This is a genomic window from Neorhodopirellula pilleata (assembly GCF_007859915.1).
GTDB classification, from domain to species: Bacteria; Planctomycetota; Planctomycetia; order Pirellulales; family Pirellulaceae; genus Rhodopirellula; species Rhodopirellula pilleata.
Genome location: NZ_SJPM01000002.1, coordinates 563,048 through 577,555, shown reverse-complemented (window position 1 = coordinate 577,555; position 14,508 = coordinate 563,048). Strand labels below are relative to the sequence as shown.

14 protein-coding genes and 1 tRNA gene are annotated in these 14,508 nt (G+C 55.7%); 9 read left to right on the top strand and 6 right to left on the bottom strand.

What is annotated here, in order from left to right; translation table 11 throughout:
• Positions 1-141: 141 nt before the first annotated feature.
• Positions 142-723 (top strand): hypothetical protein, encoded by a 582-nt coding sequence (locus Pla100_RS07250; RefSeq protein ID WP_146577000.1) that lies wholly within the window; start codon positions 142-144, stop codon positions 721-723.
• A gap of 74 nt (positions 724-797) precedes the next feature.
• On the opposite strand, the gene Pla100_RS07245 is transcribed toward Pla100_RS07250, so the two are convergent.
• Entirely contained in the window at positions 798-1,232 is a 435-nt protein-coding gene (locus Pla100_RS07245; RefSeq protein WP_146576999.1) for a thioredoxin family protein, read from the bottom strand.
• Positions 1,233-1,859: 627 nt separating this feature from the next.
• Here Pla100_RS07245 and Pla100_RS07240 point away from each other — a divergent pair.
• The 8 genes from Pla100_RS07240 (at position 1,860) to Pla100_RS07205 (ending at position 8,640) form a co-directional block, all read left to right on the top strand.
• Positions 1,860-2,597, top strand: coding sequence for an apolipoprotein acyltransferase (locus Pla100_RS07240; RefSeq protein ID WP_146576998.1), 738 nt, complete (start codon positions 1,860-1,862; stop codon positions 2,595-2,597).
• A gap of 135 nt (positions 2,598-2,732) precedes the next feature.
• Complete coding sequence (locus Pla100_RS07235; RefSeq protein ID WP_146577333.1) at positions 2,733-3,791, top strand: thiamine phosphate synthase; 1,059 nt, start codon at positions 2,733-2,735, stop codon at positions 3,789-3,791.
• Positions 3,792-3,931: 140 nt separating this feature from the next.
• Complete coding sequence (locus tag Pla100_RS07230) at positions 3,932-4,669, top strand: MBL fold metallo-hydrolase (RefSeq protein ID WP_146576997.1); 738 nt, start codon at positions 3,932-3,934, stop codon at positions 4,667-4,669.
• Between the two features lie 157 nt (positions 4,670-4,826).
• Positions 4,827-4,900: transfer RNA gene (locus Pla100_RS07225), tRNA-Arg, on the top strand.
• A gap of 379 nt (positions 4,901-5,279) precedes the next feature.
• Complete coding sequence (locus tag Pla100_RS07220; RefSeq protein WP_146576996.1) at positions 5,280-5,873, top strand: Uma2 family endonuclease; 594 nt, start codon at positions 5,280-5,282, stop codon at positions 5,871-5,873.
• 282 nt (positions 5,874-6,155) lie between these two features.
• Positions 6,156-6,587 carry a DUF7713 domain-containing protein gene (locus Pla100_RS07215; RefSeq protein ID WP_146576995.1) on the top strand — a complete coding sequence of 144 codons (432 nt, stop codon included), beginning with the start codon at positions 6,156-6,158 and terminating at the stop codon, positions 6,585-6,587.
• Positions 6,588-6,720: 133 nt separating this feature from the next.
• The gene (locus Pla100_RS30420) at positions 6,721-7,863 is read left to right on the top strand and encodes a DUF6398 domain-containing protein (RefSeq protein WP_197167756.1); all 1,143 of its coding nucleotides are present in this window, start codon (positions 6,721-6,723) and stop codon (positions 7,861-7,863) included.
• Positions 7,864-8,640: a hypothetical protein gene (locus Pla100_RS07205; RefSeq protein WP_146576994.1), complete on the top strand. Its 777-nt coding sequence runs from the start codon at positions 7,864-7,866 to the stop codon at positions 8,638-8,640.
• On the opposite strand, the gene Pla100_RS07200 is transcribed toward Pla100_RS07205, so the two are convergent.
• The 5 genes from Pla100_RS07200 to Pla100_RS07180 all read right to left on the bottom strand — a co-directional run bounded on the left by Pla100_RS07200 (position 8,615) and on the right by Pla100_RS07180 (position 14,503).
• Positions 8,615-9,043, bottom strand: a complete 429-nt coding sequence (locus Pla100_RS07200; protein WP_146576993.1) for a hypothetical protein — start codon at positions 9,041-9,043, stop codon at positions 8,615-8,617. The genes Pla100_RS07205 and Pla100_RS07200 overlap by 26 nt on opposite strands.
• A complete protein-coding gene (locus Pla100_RS07195; RefSeq protein ID WP_146576992.1) occupies positions 9,040-10,578 on the bottom strand; it encodes a recombinase family protein in 1,539 nt (512 codons plus the stop codon). Before Pla100_RS07195 ends, Pla100_RS07200 begins: the two co-directional genes overlap by 4 nt.
• Positions 10,575-11,069: a DUF2924 domain-containing protein gene (locus tag Pla100_RS07190; protein ID WP_146576991.1), complete on the bottom strand. Its 495-nt coding sequence runs from the start codon at positions 11,067-11,069 to the stop codon at positions 10,575-10,577. Before Pla100_RS07190 ends, Pla100_RS07195 begins: the two co-directional genes overlap by 4 nt.
• 344 nt (positions 11,070-11,413) lie before the next feature.
• The gene (locus Pla100_RS07185) at positions 11,414-11,857 is read right to left on the bottom strand and encodes a hypothetical protein (RefSeq protein WP_146576990.1); all 444 of its coding nucleotides are present in this window, start codon (positions 11,855-11,857) and stop codon (positions 11,414-11,416) included.
• Between the two features lie 390 nt (positions 11,858-12,247).
• Positions 12,248-14,503 (bottom strand): bifunctional DNA primase/polymerase, encoded by a 2,256-nt coding sequence (locus Pla100_RS07180; protein ID WP_146576989.1) that lies wholly within the window; start codon positions 14,501-14,503, stop codon positions 12,248-12,250.
• Positions 14,504-14,508 lie beyond the last annotated feature (5 nt).

Here is a 14,508-nt window from a genome sequence, read left to right as displayed (position 1 = left end):
CCGGCGTGTGGTTTGGAGCCGGCGTGCGGATGCGAGACACCCTGTTCTTGCGAACCAGCGTGTGGCTTGGAACCGGACTGCGGTTGTCACGTCCAATCAACCGTTGAGCACGGATGCGAGAAAGGGCTTTTGACGAAATGTTTGATCCCGAAATCCGGGCCGGTCTTCCAGGTATTGGATAAGGTCGCCTGCGGACTCGAGAAACTGTCAACAACCCGCTTGGTCAGCCATCGGATGGTCCGAACTTCGAGTCCCGCGAAAACCTGTGGTTGCTCACATTGTCAGCCGCACGCGACCGTCGTGAACGAGACGATTATCCAGCACGGCGACCATCTCGACAGCATGCAATTTGATCCATCCATTTCCCACGGTCATCAATCGGATTCGCCCTTGACCAATCCCTCCGCCGTTTTGACCCCCGGTGGTCCCAAGACAACAATCCGTCGTGATACTCCGATGCCGATCCCGCGGCCCGCGCCGCTGCAGGACGAACACCGACCGGGCCGGACATTCGACCGATTGACCGATCCGTTCCAGGACGACTCGGCTAGCCGTACGGCCAGCCGCGAACCGAGTATTCGCCGTACCACGTTCGCCACCGCTTCGACTTCGATGACGCCGAACGACGATCAATCACGCTCAGACCGAACCGTCGGGAAGACGGACGTCGATCTGAATCGTTCCGAAGCCGACGAATTTGACGACTACTTCCGTGTCGACTAATCAAGGCTAGCCGAGACCATGATCCCGGCTAGCTAGCTTTTTTGATTGGTTCGTTCGACCGTCTTTGGGTCGTCTTATCCGCGACCGGTGATCGAGCGAAGCAGGGTGCGGACGGGTTGGACGGGCTGGTAACCCATCAAACGACGACGATTCCAGCGTCCTTCTTCGTTACGGCTAAAGAAAATGATTTGCGGGACCATCTTCTCGTCAGCCATCAATTGAGCCGCCAATTCGGGTTCCGCATCACGGTCGACAACCGCCACGCTGACCGAGTCCAATTCGCCGGACTGTTCCATATTCGCGATGGTGGTTTTCTTCAGCACATCACAGGCCGGGCAATACCCCGCGCTGACGACGACCATCAAAGGCTTGTCTTCTTCGACCGACTGCTTGTAGGCCAAAGTGTAGTTCTGATCTTTCGGAGCTGGGGTTCGGTGGGACGCGACACTCGATGAGGTCGATCCGCTAGTAACGACGGCGAGCGTAAGACCGATGAACAGTGACAACATTCAAACTTCCTCGTGCAAAGTAGTTTGCCGTGACAGACGCGACACCATGTCGCCTTACGAACCGACACTAACCGCTCTCGTACAATCGGACACGAATAATGCGTGTCATCTTGATTGAGCGAATTCAGAAAACCCGGTTCAAAGAAAAGGAGAACTGTCAAGACAAGTGGATGAGGTCGACGTGAAACCCAAGAAGACTCCGTTCTGGATGACGCATCAAACTCATGTGAATGTTTACAGTCGGCTCCCTTCGGCGTTTTCCCTGCCGTCCGGAAAATGACTTCGGCCCGACGTGACCGGCCCACTGGTACAGTTTGCCGTCCCAGTTTGGGGGGTATGGCGAAAATGTGCAGGTAAGGTGCTTTGACAGGCTGGCGAGGATTGTAGGAGTCGCTGAAGGCGGTGCAACACCTCGTCGGCGAAAATTCCTAAATTGATTTCTAAGGTCAGCTTTCGTAGCCAGACACCGCTGAACGGGCGTAATTCCCGCCTAAATATAACCTTAATTTGCCCTAGACCACCTAGTTTCCACAGTTGCACACAATTCACGCTGGTGAAGGACCGAGGATCAATCCACCGAATTTCGCTACATTCTCGCTAAACAAGCCGAATACGGGATTACTATCGATGACTATGGAACAACTCGACGCTTCACACGCCCGCGTGCTCCGACAGATGTGCGATGCAGTCGGTTTGCCGCATGAAAAGGCGCTCGACGACGACGTGTTTGTCGGTTTCTTCCAATCATTTCGACCCGACGGCAACGGCTTGGTTGGTGTCTTCGAGGGCTTACCCGAAGCGGCAGACTTGCAAGAGAGACTCGCCGATTTGTTCGAGGTCGCTGGCGATGATCGGCGTCCGCAAGGTGGACGCGACGCCTATTTCGTGGTCCGGCAACCCGCTGCCATGCCGCCTGCCTTGGCCGAAATGGCGGGACGTCAATGGATCAATCGCTTAGCCGAACTTGCTATTCGGCTCGGGCATGACGAGGCCGGTCAACAGCTCGCGCAAGTCGAAACCATTCGTGTTTTGGAAGGCATTCCTCCGAAACATCCCAGGCTCGAGCACGATAAAACGAATCTTTTACGATTGCTCAAAGACCAGATTCCGTTGTGGCTGGAGAGTTTAGCGATCGAGACAAATTCGCAATCCGAACTCCAGCTAAAAATCGCCGACACCCTTCGTGCACCGTACTATTTCATCACTTGCGATCCGATGCTTCGCGACTACCTGATGTGGCCTTTATACCGTACCCCGATCCCGATCGCCGAACCGATGGAGCCTTACTTTCAGCTTTGGAAACACGGGGTAAAGTGGCGGGTCTACCAAGAACAACAAGTCGATCTGTATCTGCCAAGGTTGTAACGGCGTTTTGACCTGCACATCGGCGAGCTTTACTGTAACAGACCACTGAATTGTTTTTCTCATTGGGTCCACCGCCGCTTCAACTTCCCGAATTATCTCACCTTGAACAAACCGACGCTTCCGATTCGATCGATCATGCGGGTCATCGACGCCAACGCCAATCGCGTCGGCGAGGGTTTGCGAACACTTGAAGAGACCGCGAGATTCATTCTTGACGACGCTGAGCTGCAATTTCATCTGAAAACGCTTCGGCACGACATTGCCACGGCAATGACTAAGGTTTCACGAGTCGACCTTCTTTCCGCTCGCGACACGCCCGGTGATGTCGGCACCGATGCCACGACATCGTCGGAGAATCACCGAGTAGATCTCGGTGACCTGGTTGCCGCCGCAGCGATCCGCGTTCAGCAAGCCCTGCGATGCCTTGAAGAATACGGCAAGTTGATCGACTCGGATTTCGCCTCCGAACTCGAAAGGATTCGTTACCGTGCCTACGATTGCCTCGCCCGAATTGAACTCCGCTGCCGTCGCGATCTGAAACGGATCGATCGGTTGCGAAACGCTCGTTTGTATGCCTTGATCGACGCCGGGCGATCGCAATCGGATCTAATCCAACGGATCGAGGAACTTTCGCGGTGTGGCGTCGAAATCATCCAGCTGCGAGACGCCGACATCGACGATCGCACGTTGTATGAGCGTGCGTGCGCGGGCACCCGAGTCGCTCGAGATCGGAACGTTTTGTGGATCATCAATGATCGAGCCGACATCGCAGCGGCGGCCGACGCTGACGGTGTTCACGTCGGTCAAGAAGAATTGCCGGTCGCTGCGGTGCGATCGATCGTGGGGCCAGATCGACTGATCGGGCTGTCGACCCACAATCTCGATCAAGTACGCGGTGCGGTCGCCTCGGCGGCGGACTACATCGGTTGCGGGCCGACCTTTCCGGGGAAAACCAAGTCTTTTAGCGAGTTTCCCGGCTGCGAATTTCTCAAGTCGGTGACCTCGGAATTGAAAAGGCCGGGGACCCGTTCGCTCCCCGCGTTTGCGATCGGAGGCATCAGGTCGGACAACGTTGACCAAGTCGCCGCAGCCGGTTTCGGCCGCGTTGCCGTGACCGGAGCTTTCGCCATCGACTCTCCCGCCGACGTGGTGGCGGATTTTCACAAGCAACTCAATCGTGTCCCGCTGTACTAGAATGCTTCTCAGACCCACGAATTTCGATTTTGGCCGGTGGACGTACATCGGTTCAGCAACCACGATAGGGCGATCGAACGAACGCTAGGCACGCTTCGAGTCGCTCACGACTAACTTCCGTCGGAAACGAGTTTCTGCTCATGCAACTGCACTGTCTCGGTACCGCCGGATATCACCCCAGCGAATCGCGTCACACGTCGTGTTATCTGTTGCCTCAGTCCGGTATCGTGCTCGATGCAGGCACGGGCATGTTCCGTTTGCCCGAGCGGATCGAAACCGATTCGCTGGACATCGTGCTCAGCCACGCGCACCTGGACCACATCGCCGGACTGACGTTTCTGCTCGATATCCTTTACCAGCGGCCCGTCGACGAAGTCCGAGTTTGGGGGCAGGCGGACAAGCTCGAAGCGGTACGAACCCACCTCACCAGTGAGCTAATTTTTCCGGTCGAGTTACCCGTCCGCTGGTGTGCCCTTGAGGACCAAACCACCATCGAACTTCCGGATTGTTCGCTCAGTTGGCGGCCGCAGAACCATCCCGGTGGTTCGGTCGCGTATCGGATGGACTGGTCCGACGGACGCAGCCTCGTGTACGCGACCGATTCCGATGGCGAGCACGACGCGGACTCGCTTGAATGGATGAGCCACGCCGACGTGCTGCTGCACGAATGCAATTTTCAAGATCATCAAAAAGAATGGGCGATCAAAACCGGCCACTGTTACCTTGGCAAAGTCGCCGAGGTCAGCCGAGCGGTCAAGCCAAAGCGATTGTTGCTGACACACATCAACCCGATCGAAGAGCTGGTCCTCGATCCCAACGATCGACGTTTCGAGATGCCCGTCGAAATCGTGTCGGATGGGCTTGTGGTCGATTTTTAGAACCCAGTTTGCCTTAGACCGAAACTGCACTTCACCCAGCAAAAGCGGCTGCCTCACCAAAATTCATGTCGAATCCACATACCGCCGCAAAGCGTCTTGCCAAACCCGATCCAGATCGACATAATCCCGTCTCAGGCAACGGCATCGCCAAGCCAACGCATCCGTAGCTCAATTGGATAGAGCATCGGTCTTCGGAACCGAGGGTTGGGGGTTCGAATCCCTCCGGGTGTACTCTTTTCCATCTGCGAAATCGCGGCCCCACGCTGGTTCGCTCTCGGGGTCGAATCGATGGGCTTTGAACGAGCCGTGAAAAACGCCCGTTTTTTGCGGGGCGAGAGCATCTTGGAGACTCTCGCCTCGTTCGTTGCTCCCGACCATGGCGGTGAGTTTCGAGCCGCGATCGGCTAAATCTGGCCGAGACTATCGCGCTCTCTCGGTTTTGCCGCGCTCTAAGTTCATTCGCCGTTTGCTTCCGACCCTCCGAAACGAACGCCAAACTCGCATGCTCGGGTTAACAGGTGGAGAATGTCCAACAGGAGCAAGACGCACCGATTTTCGGTTACCATCACAAGGACGAAAATCTGTGCTGCTAGTTTCAGGAACGCGTCCCATGTCGACTGTCCCAAAACCGTATCTCACCCCCGACGAATACCTTCATCGCGAGCGGAAGGCCGAGTTTCGATCGGAATACTTTCGGGGCGAGACGTTCGCCATGGCCGGCGCCTCGGCCAATCACAATTTGATCGTGCTCAACGCGGGTGCGAGCTTGCGTGAACAGCTCAAGAAAAAACCTTGCCGAGTCTACCCGAGCGACTTGAAGCTTCGCGTCGAAGCGACGGGGTTGTACACCTACCCAGACCTGTCGGTCGTTTGCGGTGATCCACAACTCGAATCCGACGCGGGCGACGTGTTGCTCAATCCCGTTGTGCTCGTCGAAGTCCTATCGGAATCCACCGAAGCCTACGACCGCGGCAAGAAATTCGAGCATTATCGAACGATCCCGAGCTTGATGCACTACGTCTTGATCGCCCAAGACCGACACTCCATCGATTGCTTTTCGCGTTGCCCCGACGGAGATTGGCGTTTGACGAGTTGTCAGGGTTTAGATGGCAACGTGGAGCTAGCGTCAATTGAAAGCCAACTCGCCATGACTGAAGTCTACGACAAAGTCGTCTTTAATGAACAAGCCACGGACGAAAAATAAGTGGCAGTGACTTTCAGTCGCTGTTGGTGCCGCGAATGGCCAAATCTCGCTCATACTATCGCTCGACACCGGTTTACCCCATTCCCGAAGTTCATTCGCCGGATGCTTCCGGCCCACCAAGTAAGACGCGAAACTCGGTGCCCGGGTTAACAGCTTTTCGCAAATGCAACTGAGACGACGAGTCGCTCCCTTTGGCGAGTCGCAACTGCTACGATGCGGACGGAAGAATGGATGCAGGATTGACCACATCCAGAGATTGTAAACATTGCCCAGGAGGGATAGATGACCAATATCGAAAAAGCTCACGGCGAAAGTAATTTTCCCACGGACGAGGTATTCACAGACTTTGCTGGGCGGAAACGACGGTTCCTGCTCATGCAATACCCAACTCCTTTGGGGCATGCTGTACGTGCGTCCGAAGACGTAGACGGCGAAGATGGCTATGTCTTTGACGCGTTCTCGACAACCGATCCGTATCAAGCACTCGGCGATCTTCGCAGAAAGATTCGAAAACTAATTTCGGTGCGTCATCTCATCGAGGAAGCCGGAACGTTATCGCTGACTCACGATCGACTGCGAGGGCGAGTTGACAGCGATGGCGTCGTGGTTGACGGGCGTTTTCTATGCTTCGATCAGTTAGCCGAACTCATTCGCTCCTACGAAGGATTCCAATTTGATTTAAGGTTCATCGATCCATCGGATGAGATCGAGTAGTACCCGTTTTGCGTTCGTAATCGACGAGAGGTAACAAGCTCATGGAACCAAGATTGTCGCAAAAGGGAGCGACGCTGAGCGATAAGTCCGCTCGGAAAGGATACGGATTGACTCAGCGAAAGGATCAATTGAAATGAATCTGTCACTTGACGAAGGGAAGCTATTCTACGACCTGTATGCAGCCATACTATCGTTCGTGAACCGAAAGCTGGACGTGGCACCGGAGCCGTTTTCAAACGCAGCCGAATACATGTCGGTTTCGCCTGAAGAAAGGCTTGCGATTCGAGACGCACTCTTTGACAAACGTGAATTGATCGATGAGTTCGTTGCCGAGAATCCGGCACAATTGTCAGCCGAGCAATTGAGGATCGTCAGCACGTGGAAAGACGCCTTGCCCGGTAAGTTCTATGTCTTTCGCTATTTGAATAAACACGCGGTGTTCCTGACCAGTGACAACTCGCCGACGAAAGCTTACGGGGTCGTCGGTCTAGCAGACCCAATGGAGTTTGTTGTCGGCCCCTCACTGCCCCGGTTGGTGACAACCGTCCTTTTGCCGTTCCAGGGAAAAATCATCTATGACGGGTTGGTCTCAGGATACAACATCACCTTTGGTGGTGGAATCAAGCGAATGCTGAACGAGAAATACAAGCAAGCCAAGGAATCCCCTGGCATCATCACTTCGCTTGGGACTCAGTCTGGGACGCTAAAGACGAATGGACTAAAGAAGAAACGGTCAGCGAAAAGGAAAAAAACGTCTGCTGCTGCCGCTTCGCCTGCCAACGAAGCCAAGTCAGTTGCTGCGGAAATAACTGAATTGACGGATGGCTTTTGCGAGAAGTTCCTCAACGAAGAGTATGCCAAGCTTTGCCGAGAACTAGCGTCGGCACTGGCCAGAAAGCGACCTTCGCCTCTTTTACGAGGTAAGCGAGAAACTTGGGCCTGTGGGATCGTAAGAACGATCGGTTGGGTGAACTACCTCGATGATCCAGCTCAGAAACCCCACATGAAACTTCCTGTGATCGACCGGGCTTTCGGCGTCGCGGAGAGCACAGGGCAGGGCAAATCAAAATCGATCCGCACCATGCTGAGGATCGGAAGCTTCGATCCACGCTGGACACTGCCCAGCAAGAAGGAAAGTAACCCGAGAACGTGGATCGTGCAGGTCAACGGGTTCGCGATCGACGCGCGGTACGCTCCAAGAGACATCCAGGAGGCGGCGTTCAAAAAGGGGCTCATCCCTTATATTCCGACAAATCAAGCCACGGAGGAGATGTGAATGGGATGGCGACGAAGATGGCCCGAACAGACACGAACGCGTCGGCCGGCTGTACGCAAACTGACCGAATCCGAAAAGACGCAGATTGTCGAGACACTCAACAAAGGCATCGCGACATCTCCCGTGTTGACCGCGCTGGGCATCCAGGTGCGAGTTGCTCGTGGTCGTTTCTACCTGGAACGGCAAAGTCAGGAGGAAGGTTCCGAAACGAACACATCGGTGTGGGCGAGGATCACCCCTTTGGACGGCACCAAGCCCGAATTGCTGTTGGAGGTCGGCGATCGCCGAGCGAGCTGGTCGGAAATCGCCAGAGGCCAGGCCGCGAAACTGATCAAGACTGTAGCAAGCGACACTCAGGGGACATTCCATGGGCTTGGCAGGCTGGACACCAGCCTCCGTAAATTGACGACAGGACAAGATCGGTTGCCGATGAAGATGGATCGCAATCGCGGTTTCAAATACGAGGACACCGCCGAGAAGGCAAGCGTTCAAGAAGCACTGTTTCACTTCTTCGGGTTGCCAATTGACGTGATTGCTGAGCCCTCGGCTTGGTACTCGTATCAGCGGACGCCAATGATCGTCGAAGTAAGCGACGATCAAACGAGGGTCTTGGTACGATTTATGGCAACCAGCATGTCCGGCGAGAGCTTCGGTGGTACGTGTTTGTACGTCCAAAACGATGATGGCTGGGCAGCGTACACCGTCAAGCCTAGCGAAAGCGAGACCATCGCCGCGGCTGTGGCTTGGCTGGTCAAGAGGAAGTGGCGGGCTTGGTGACATCAACCAACAATTGTAGCCTCGCCCACATCTTGCCCTGCTCTTCCCAGTCATGCGTCTTGGCGATGGGGCGAACATGTTTTTCCAGAATCACGTCTCGGCCTTGGACGGTTCGCGGCAGTTCGAGAATTGCTTCTTGAATGTCAGGGGCGAGATTGTCGAGCCACATGATTTGGGACATGCGAGTCGTGGAGATCTGTCCGTAGTGGGCCAGTTCACTTTGGTTGATGATGACGCCGTCGCGGACGAGGTCCCGGCACCGGTGGGCAAGGGCGAGCAATCGCGTGATCCGAGGGACGCGGCCGAGCGGTTTTGCGGGAGCTTTGCCGTCGGCGAGCGACTTGCTGCCATTGCGGCGCGTTTGAACGTGGAAGGACCGGTTGATGGTGAGCTTGGCGTTCATGCGGGCACCTCCATGCTTTCGGCGGTCAGGCTTTGCATTCCGGTTTCGTGGAACGTGATGCCGACATTGCCCGCCACTCCATCGAATTCGACTCGGTCAACAAGCAGCGACGTGAGACGGACCTGTTCGCGAGGCTGAATCGTTTGCCAAAGTTCCTCAAAGCCAGCGAGCAGTCGCCGGACGTCGGCCGTGTCGATGGCTTGGGATTCGAGCGATTGGAGTTCGGTGCCAATGGCTTTGAGCCGGTCTTCGGCGGTGTCGATTCTTTTTTGAAGTTCGGGTAGCCCAGCGACTCGGCCGTTGTTGGAGACGTTGGCGGCGATCGCTCGTAGCTTTTCATGATCGTTGCGGAGTTGCCGTTGCAGCGATTTGCGTTCGGCCTCGAGGTTGCGGTGGAGTTGGTTGGATCGCGATTCGATTTGCCCAATCGTTTGGTTGAGCAAATCTTCGTCGGTGCCGATGGTTTGAATCTGCTCGACGACAAATCGCTCGATTTCGCCGGCAGGCACGGACGGCGCCGGACATTCCGACCAACCTTTTTGCATCGCGGTGCCGCAGACGTAGTAGCGATACCGCTTGTTGCCTTTACAGCTGTACGAATGCGTCATGGGGCGGCCGCAAGACTTGCACCAGATCAAACCCTTGAGCAACGCATTGTGCTTGTTGCGAACGCCGGTGCCGCCGGAGTTTCCGTTGGCCTTCAGTTGCGTTTGGACCCGCTGGAAAAGCTCGGTGGGCACGATTCCGTCATGCTCGCCTTCGTGCGTTTCCTCCTTGTAGCGAATCTTGCCGATGTAGGTGACGTTGGTCAACAGTTTATAGACCGCGCTTTTTGTGAACGTGCGACCGCCGCGATGATCGCCTTTTTTTGTGACCCATTGTTTGGTTGTCCAACCACGCTGCCTCAGCTCTTTGACGACGGGCAAGAGTGAGCGATACTCGATATACAGACTAAATATCTGGCGAACGCGGTCGGCTTCGATCTCGTCGACGAGCAATTTTGTGTTCTTCACTGTGTAGCCCAGCAGCGGCATTCCGCCGGACCATTTTCCGCGTCGGCGCGATGCGGCCACTTTGTCGCGAATTCGCTCGCTGATCATCTCGCGTTCAAACTGGGCAAACGACAACAGCACATTGAGCACTAGCCGGCCCATCGACGTTGATGTGTTGAACTGCTGCGTGACGCTGACGAACGAGACGCCGTGTTGGTCGAAGGTCTCGACGATCTTGGTGAAGTCGAGCAGCGATCGGCTGAGGCGGTCGACCTTGTAAACGATCACGCAGTCAATCTCGCCAGCCGCGATGTCGGCCAGCAATCGCTGCAATGCCGGTCGTTCCATGTTGCTGCCGGTGAAGCCACCGTCGTCGTAGGACTTTGGGATGACTTCCCAGCCTTCGTGCTTTTGTGAAGCGACATAGGCCTCGGCGGCGTCTCGTTGGGCATCGAGAGAACTGTATTCTTGTTCGAGTCCTTCTTCGGTGCTCTTTCGGGTGTAGATCGCACATCGCACGGTCGTCTTTGGGGCATTCATCATTTGGATTCCTGTTGATCGAGTTTGAAGAACCGGTTGCCGCTCCAGTGCGACCCGGTGATGTGTTTGGCGACGGCGGAGAGCGACCGAAACAGTTCGCCTTCAAATTCAAAGCCACCGGTCGTGACACGAACGCGAATCTGCCGGCCTTTGTAGACGCGTGTGATCAGCGTTCCCGGCAGCGGTGTTGCCGACGATTGCACACCGGTGGGCAGAACTCGGGTGCGTTTGGCGGCATCGTTCGAGAGACGCCGCGTGGGCGGCGAAGTGACTCGCAAGTCCGCTCCGTGGGCCAGTTCACGGATGCGATTGATCGCGTCGGCCGACAGACCGCCTTCGACGTTGGCCTGCATCCGCCACACGATGCGGCGGACCAGCCATTTGCGGTTCTTGGCGTTGGTTGTTTCGCCGGTCACGGTGGCGAATTGGTCGCGTAGTTCGCCGCAGGTCATCTTCTGCAATCGAGCGACCTCCTTGGCAACATTGAGCTTCATTTGGGGCTCCTGGGTTTGCGTGTTTCTGCCGCCGAGACGTTCGACGGTGTGACACAGAGCCCTGAGTTCGCAGACGAGTCAACCGAACGGTGACAACTTTCGGAAGAAGTCTCAGAGATTGGCCGGGAGACTCGCGACAACGCTCGCAGGTTGATGATCGCGTCGGCCAAACAGGTGGCGATCTGGAGCTGGCGAGACTGGGGTGAGGGCGATGATGATTCGACTTTCGTGAGCATCCAAACTCGGGGGCTTGAGGGCACCGATGGTCATCGGCGTTGGCATAGATCTTCCATGGGCGGGTCGTTGGTTCAATTGATGGATCAGTGGTTTGGTGGAGGATTACTTCAGCGATTTCGTTCGTTCGTGTTGGCAGTGTCGATGCGTTTTTCGTTCAGCCGCGATTGAATGTCAGCGATCATGCCGCGCCCCCAATCGGTCTTGCGCAGCCCGTTGTAAAACGAGGGGCGGTGGACCTCGGCACCAAGCTTCTGAACGGTCTCAATCAGAAACTCGTGGGCCGGAAGAATATGGCTGGTGCGATCGTTTCGTGACCGCGTCAGACGATGCAAGTGGCCAAGATCAAAGAGCTGTTGGCTAGCGCGGATCAAACGCATCTTTTTTCTGGCGTCATGTGGATCGGCCCACTGCGTCGGCGTGAATGGAATGCCATGTCGCCGCATTCCGGTCAACCAACTCGTTGGAATTCCAAACGTGGCAATCTCAAGATCACCGAAGACCTCGATTTCAGCGACGAGTTGCGACGCAAGTTCAAAGTGGTTTCGTTTCATTGGCTTTCTCAAAAGTCGGACAACCTGTTCCAGAAAATAAACTGTAGGTACTAGTGCCGCTGATTCGGGGGCCCTGACATGAAAAAGATCCGCCGGGAGGACCCGTTCGATTCCTGTCTTCGTGGCCACTGTCGGTAGCCTGGCAAAAGCAACCGGCGGAAGGACTTCTTTCTTCTTTCCGAGGCATGTCACACACGCACGCTCAAACACCCAGAAATCGGTGTGAGGGGAGGGGCACACGAAAGAGGGAAAGAAGAGAGAGAAGTGTGTTATTTATGTTGTTTTTCAATCAATCTTCTTTCTGACTTCTTTCCGTTCTTTCGGCTTCTTTCCGACGATCCGCGGTCAATCGCTGACGGACTTCTTTCCGAAACCAACGTTCTTTCCGACTCAGTCTTGCTGGACGCGGTTCAATCGGTACAGCGTTCCAGTTCGTCCGGCGGTCGTTTCTTGCTCGGCGATGATGTCACCGCGTTCCACCAGAGTTGCAATCAGCTTTTTGAAGAGCACCGCCTCCATCGCCATCGCCTTGAGCAACTTGCTATGACCGATCTTCAGGTTGTCCTCTTTGCGAATTTTGGCGAACACCTTTAAGCAATCGGTTGCAAACGGGCTCTCGGCGACGTGTGACGAAGCCATGAACAACATTCTCTGGGTCAAGTGATCGACCAATGTCATGGCCCACTTCACCGCCGGTTCGTCAATCAGCGGCGATTCGTGGTTCACACTGATCGCGTACAACAACGCCAGCTTGCGAGTCTGTTCGTTGACACGGCCCCAAACCGTTGTGCCCACCGAATCGTTCTTGCGCTCCGCCTTGGCGTACTCACGCTCGGCGTGCAGTCTTGCTTCGATAAGGATCCCTTTGGCGGCATCATCGTGTGGCACAATTCTCGGTCGTGGATGCCATGTCCCAAGGTTGCCGCCGCCGGGTTGGTAGTCCGCCCACCACTTTGCCACGTCGATGATCGCATTAGGCACTTCGGCGATCTTAGGTTCTTGGCCCTCACCCCGTTGGCCGCATTCCAGAATCATCATGCGAGCGAAGAATCCGTTGGTCAGCATTCGCTCGGAAAGTGCTGCGTAGTAGTGGTTGGGAATCGCGGTGCCGAACACCACCAGCGAAGGTTGGTCAATCGTTCCCGGTGATTTTTTGCCAGCCTTACGACGCATCGGATAGACCGTGTTCGCGGATGAGTACATCGTCAGCAGCGTTGATAGCACGTTCTCGTAACGCGCGTCATTGGACTTCTTGATCGACTGCAACATGCCGTCGACCTCATCCGTTTGAAATAACATTGAAGGTGTTAAATGCAACGCATCCTGAATCCCTTCGCCTGATGCGAATCGTTCACCGATGCAGTCTGCCAAACCGACTTGGTGCAAAATCTGTACGTTCAACTTTCGTGGCCAATCTTTGCCCGCTGCGGAATGAGCCAGACCCAGCAAGTAGAGGTTGGTTCGGTTATCGCCGGGATCGCGTACCTTGCGGCCGGCCAAAGTGGCGAGCAACGCGATCGCGCCGGCGAATGCGAGAGTCGCGTTTGGGTACGGAGCCGTGTCGAGGCAGTGCGACATGACATTGCTGATGAAGCCTGGGACTTGCAGCAGCGATTCGGGAACCGGACCGGGGTCGGGAAGCTCCGGTTCGGCCGGTGGTTTCGCTTTGGTCTCACCGGATAGCCCGTCGAGAAAGCTCGACAGGTTGACGTCGTTGTCCTCTGCTTTCCCGTAACCTTCACTGGCAAGCTGCCGGGTCGCTGCGGAGAAGTCGCCACCGTGTTCCAGAAACGCGTAGACGGCAAACCGCGAATACGACTTGTTCGGCTCAAACGGCGAAGCGTTGGAACTGAACACGTAGAACACGCCGTCCTTTAACGTCGCGCTGCAACCGGTCGCTTTTCCCGGCCTACACCATTGCTGGTTGTTGCCATCGTGCAGCAATCGCCAACCATGCTTGGTCAGGATCGTGGCAACATCACCACGCTCGCTGAAATCGTCACCGGGCTGGGTTCCATCGCTGGTAGTTTTCGTAGTCGGTGCATTTTCGACGGAAGAATTGACTTCATTGAACGCAGCCGCTGCGTCGACCAAGATCGCCCGCTCGTCGATGGACATCACAGGGAGATTGGTCAGGTCGCCTTGCAGGACGACGTAGCCCGGAGACGGATCGCACATCACCAAGCTGCCCTCGCCAAGCGTTTCAATCAAAACGGTCTTGTCTTTGACGTCAGGCGTCACCGTTCGAGCATGAACGTTGCTCTTTGGAGTAATCAACTCGTTTCGGAAGAACACATGCCGGCCGCCAGACCGGGATTTCTGCACCACCAAACGCTGTAACAAACGTGGGTCATGTTCTTCCACCAAATCGCACCAAGCGTCGAACGCGCGGCCGCCTTGATCGAAATCGAGCACTTCCAAACTGCCCGACACCTCGCCCGTCAGGATGCAGACCGCGTTGGCTGATAAGAACCACCTTTCGTTTTGTTTTTCCGATGGCGGTTTGTTGCGATACTGCTTGTAAGACTTGAGTGTTGGGAACTTGCGTCGTGCATTGGCCGGCAGCACGCGATACCCTGCGTCGATGTACCGATATGCCGCATCCCGAATCGGATTTGCGGCTGTGGCGTGGGTTTGTTTCGTCATTCGAT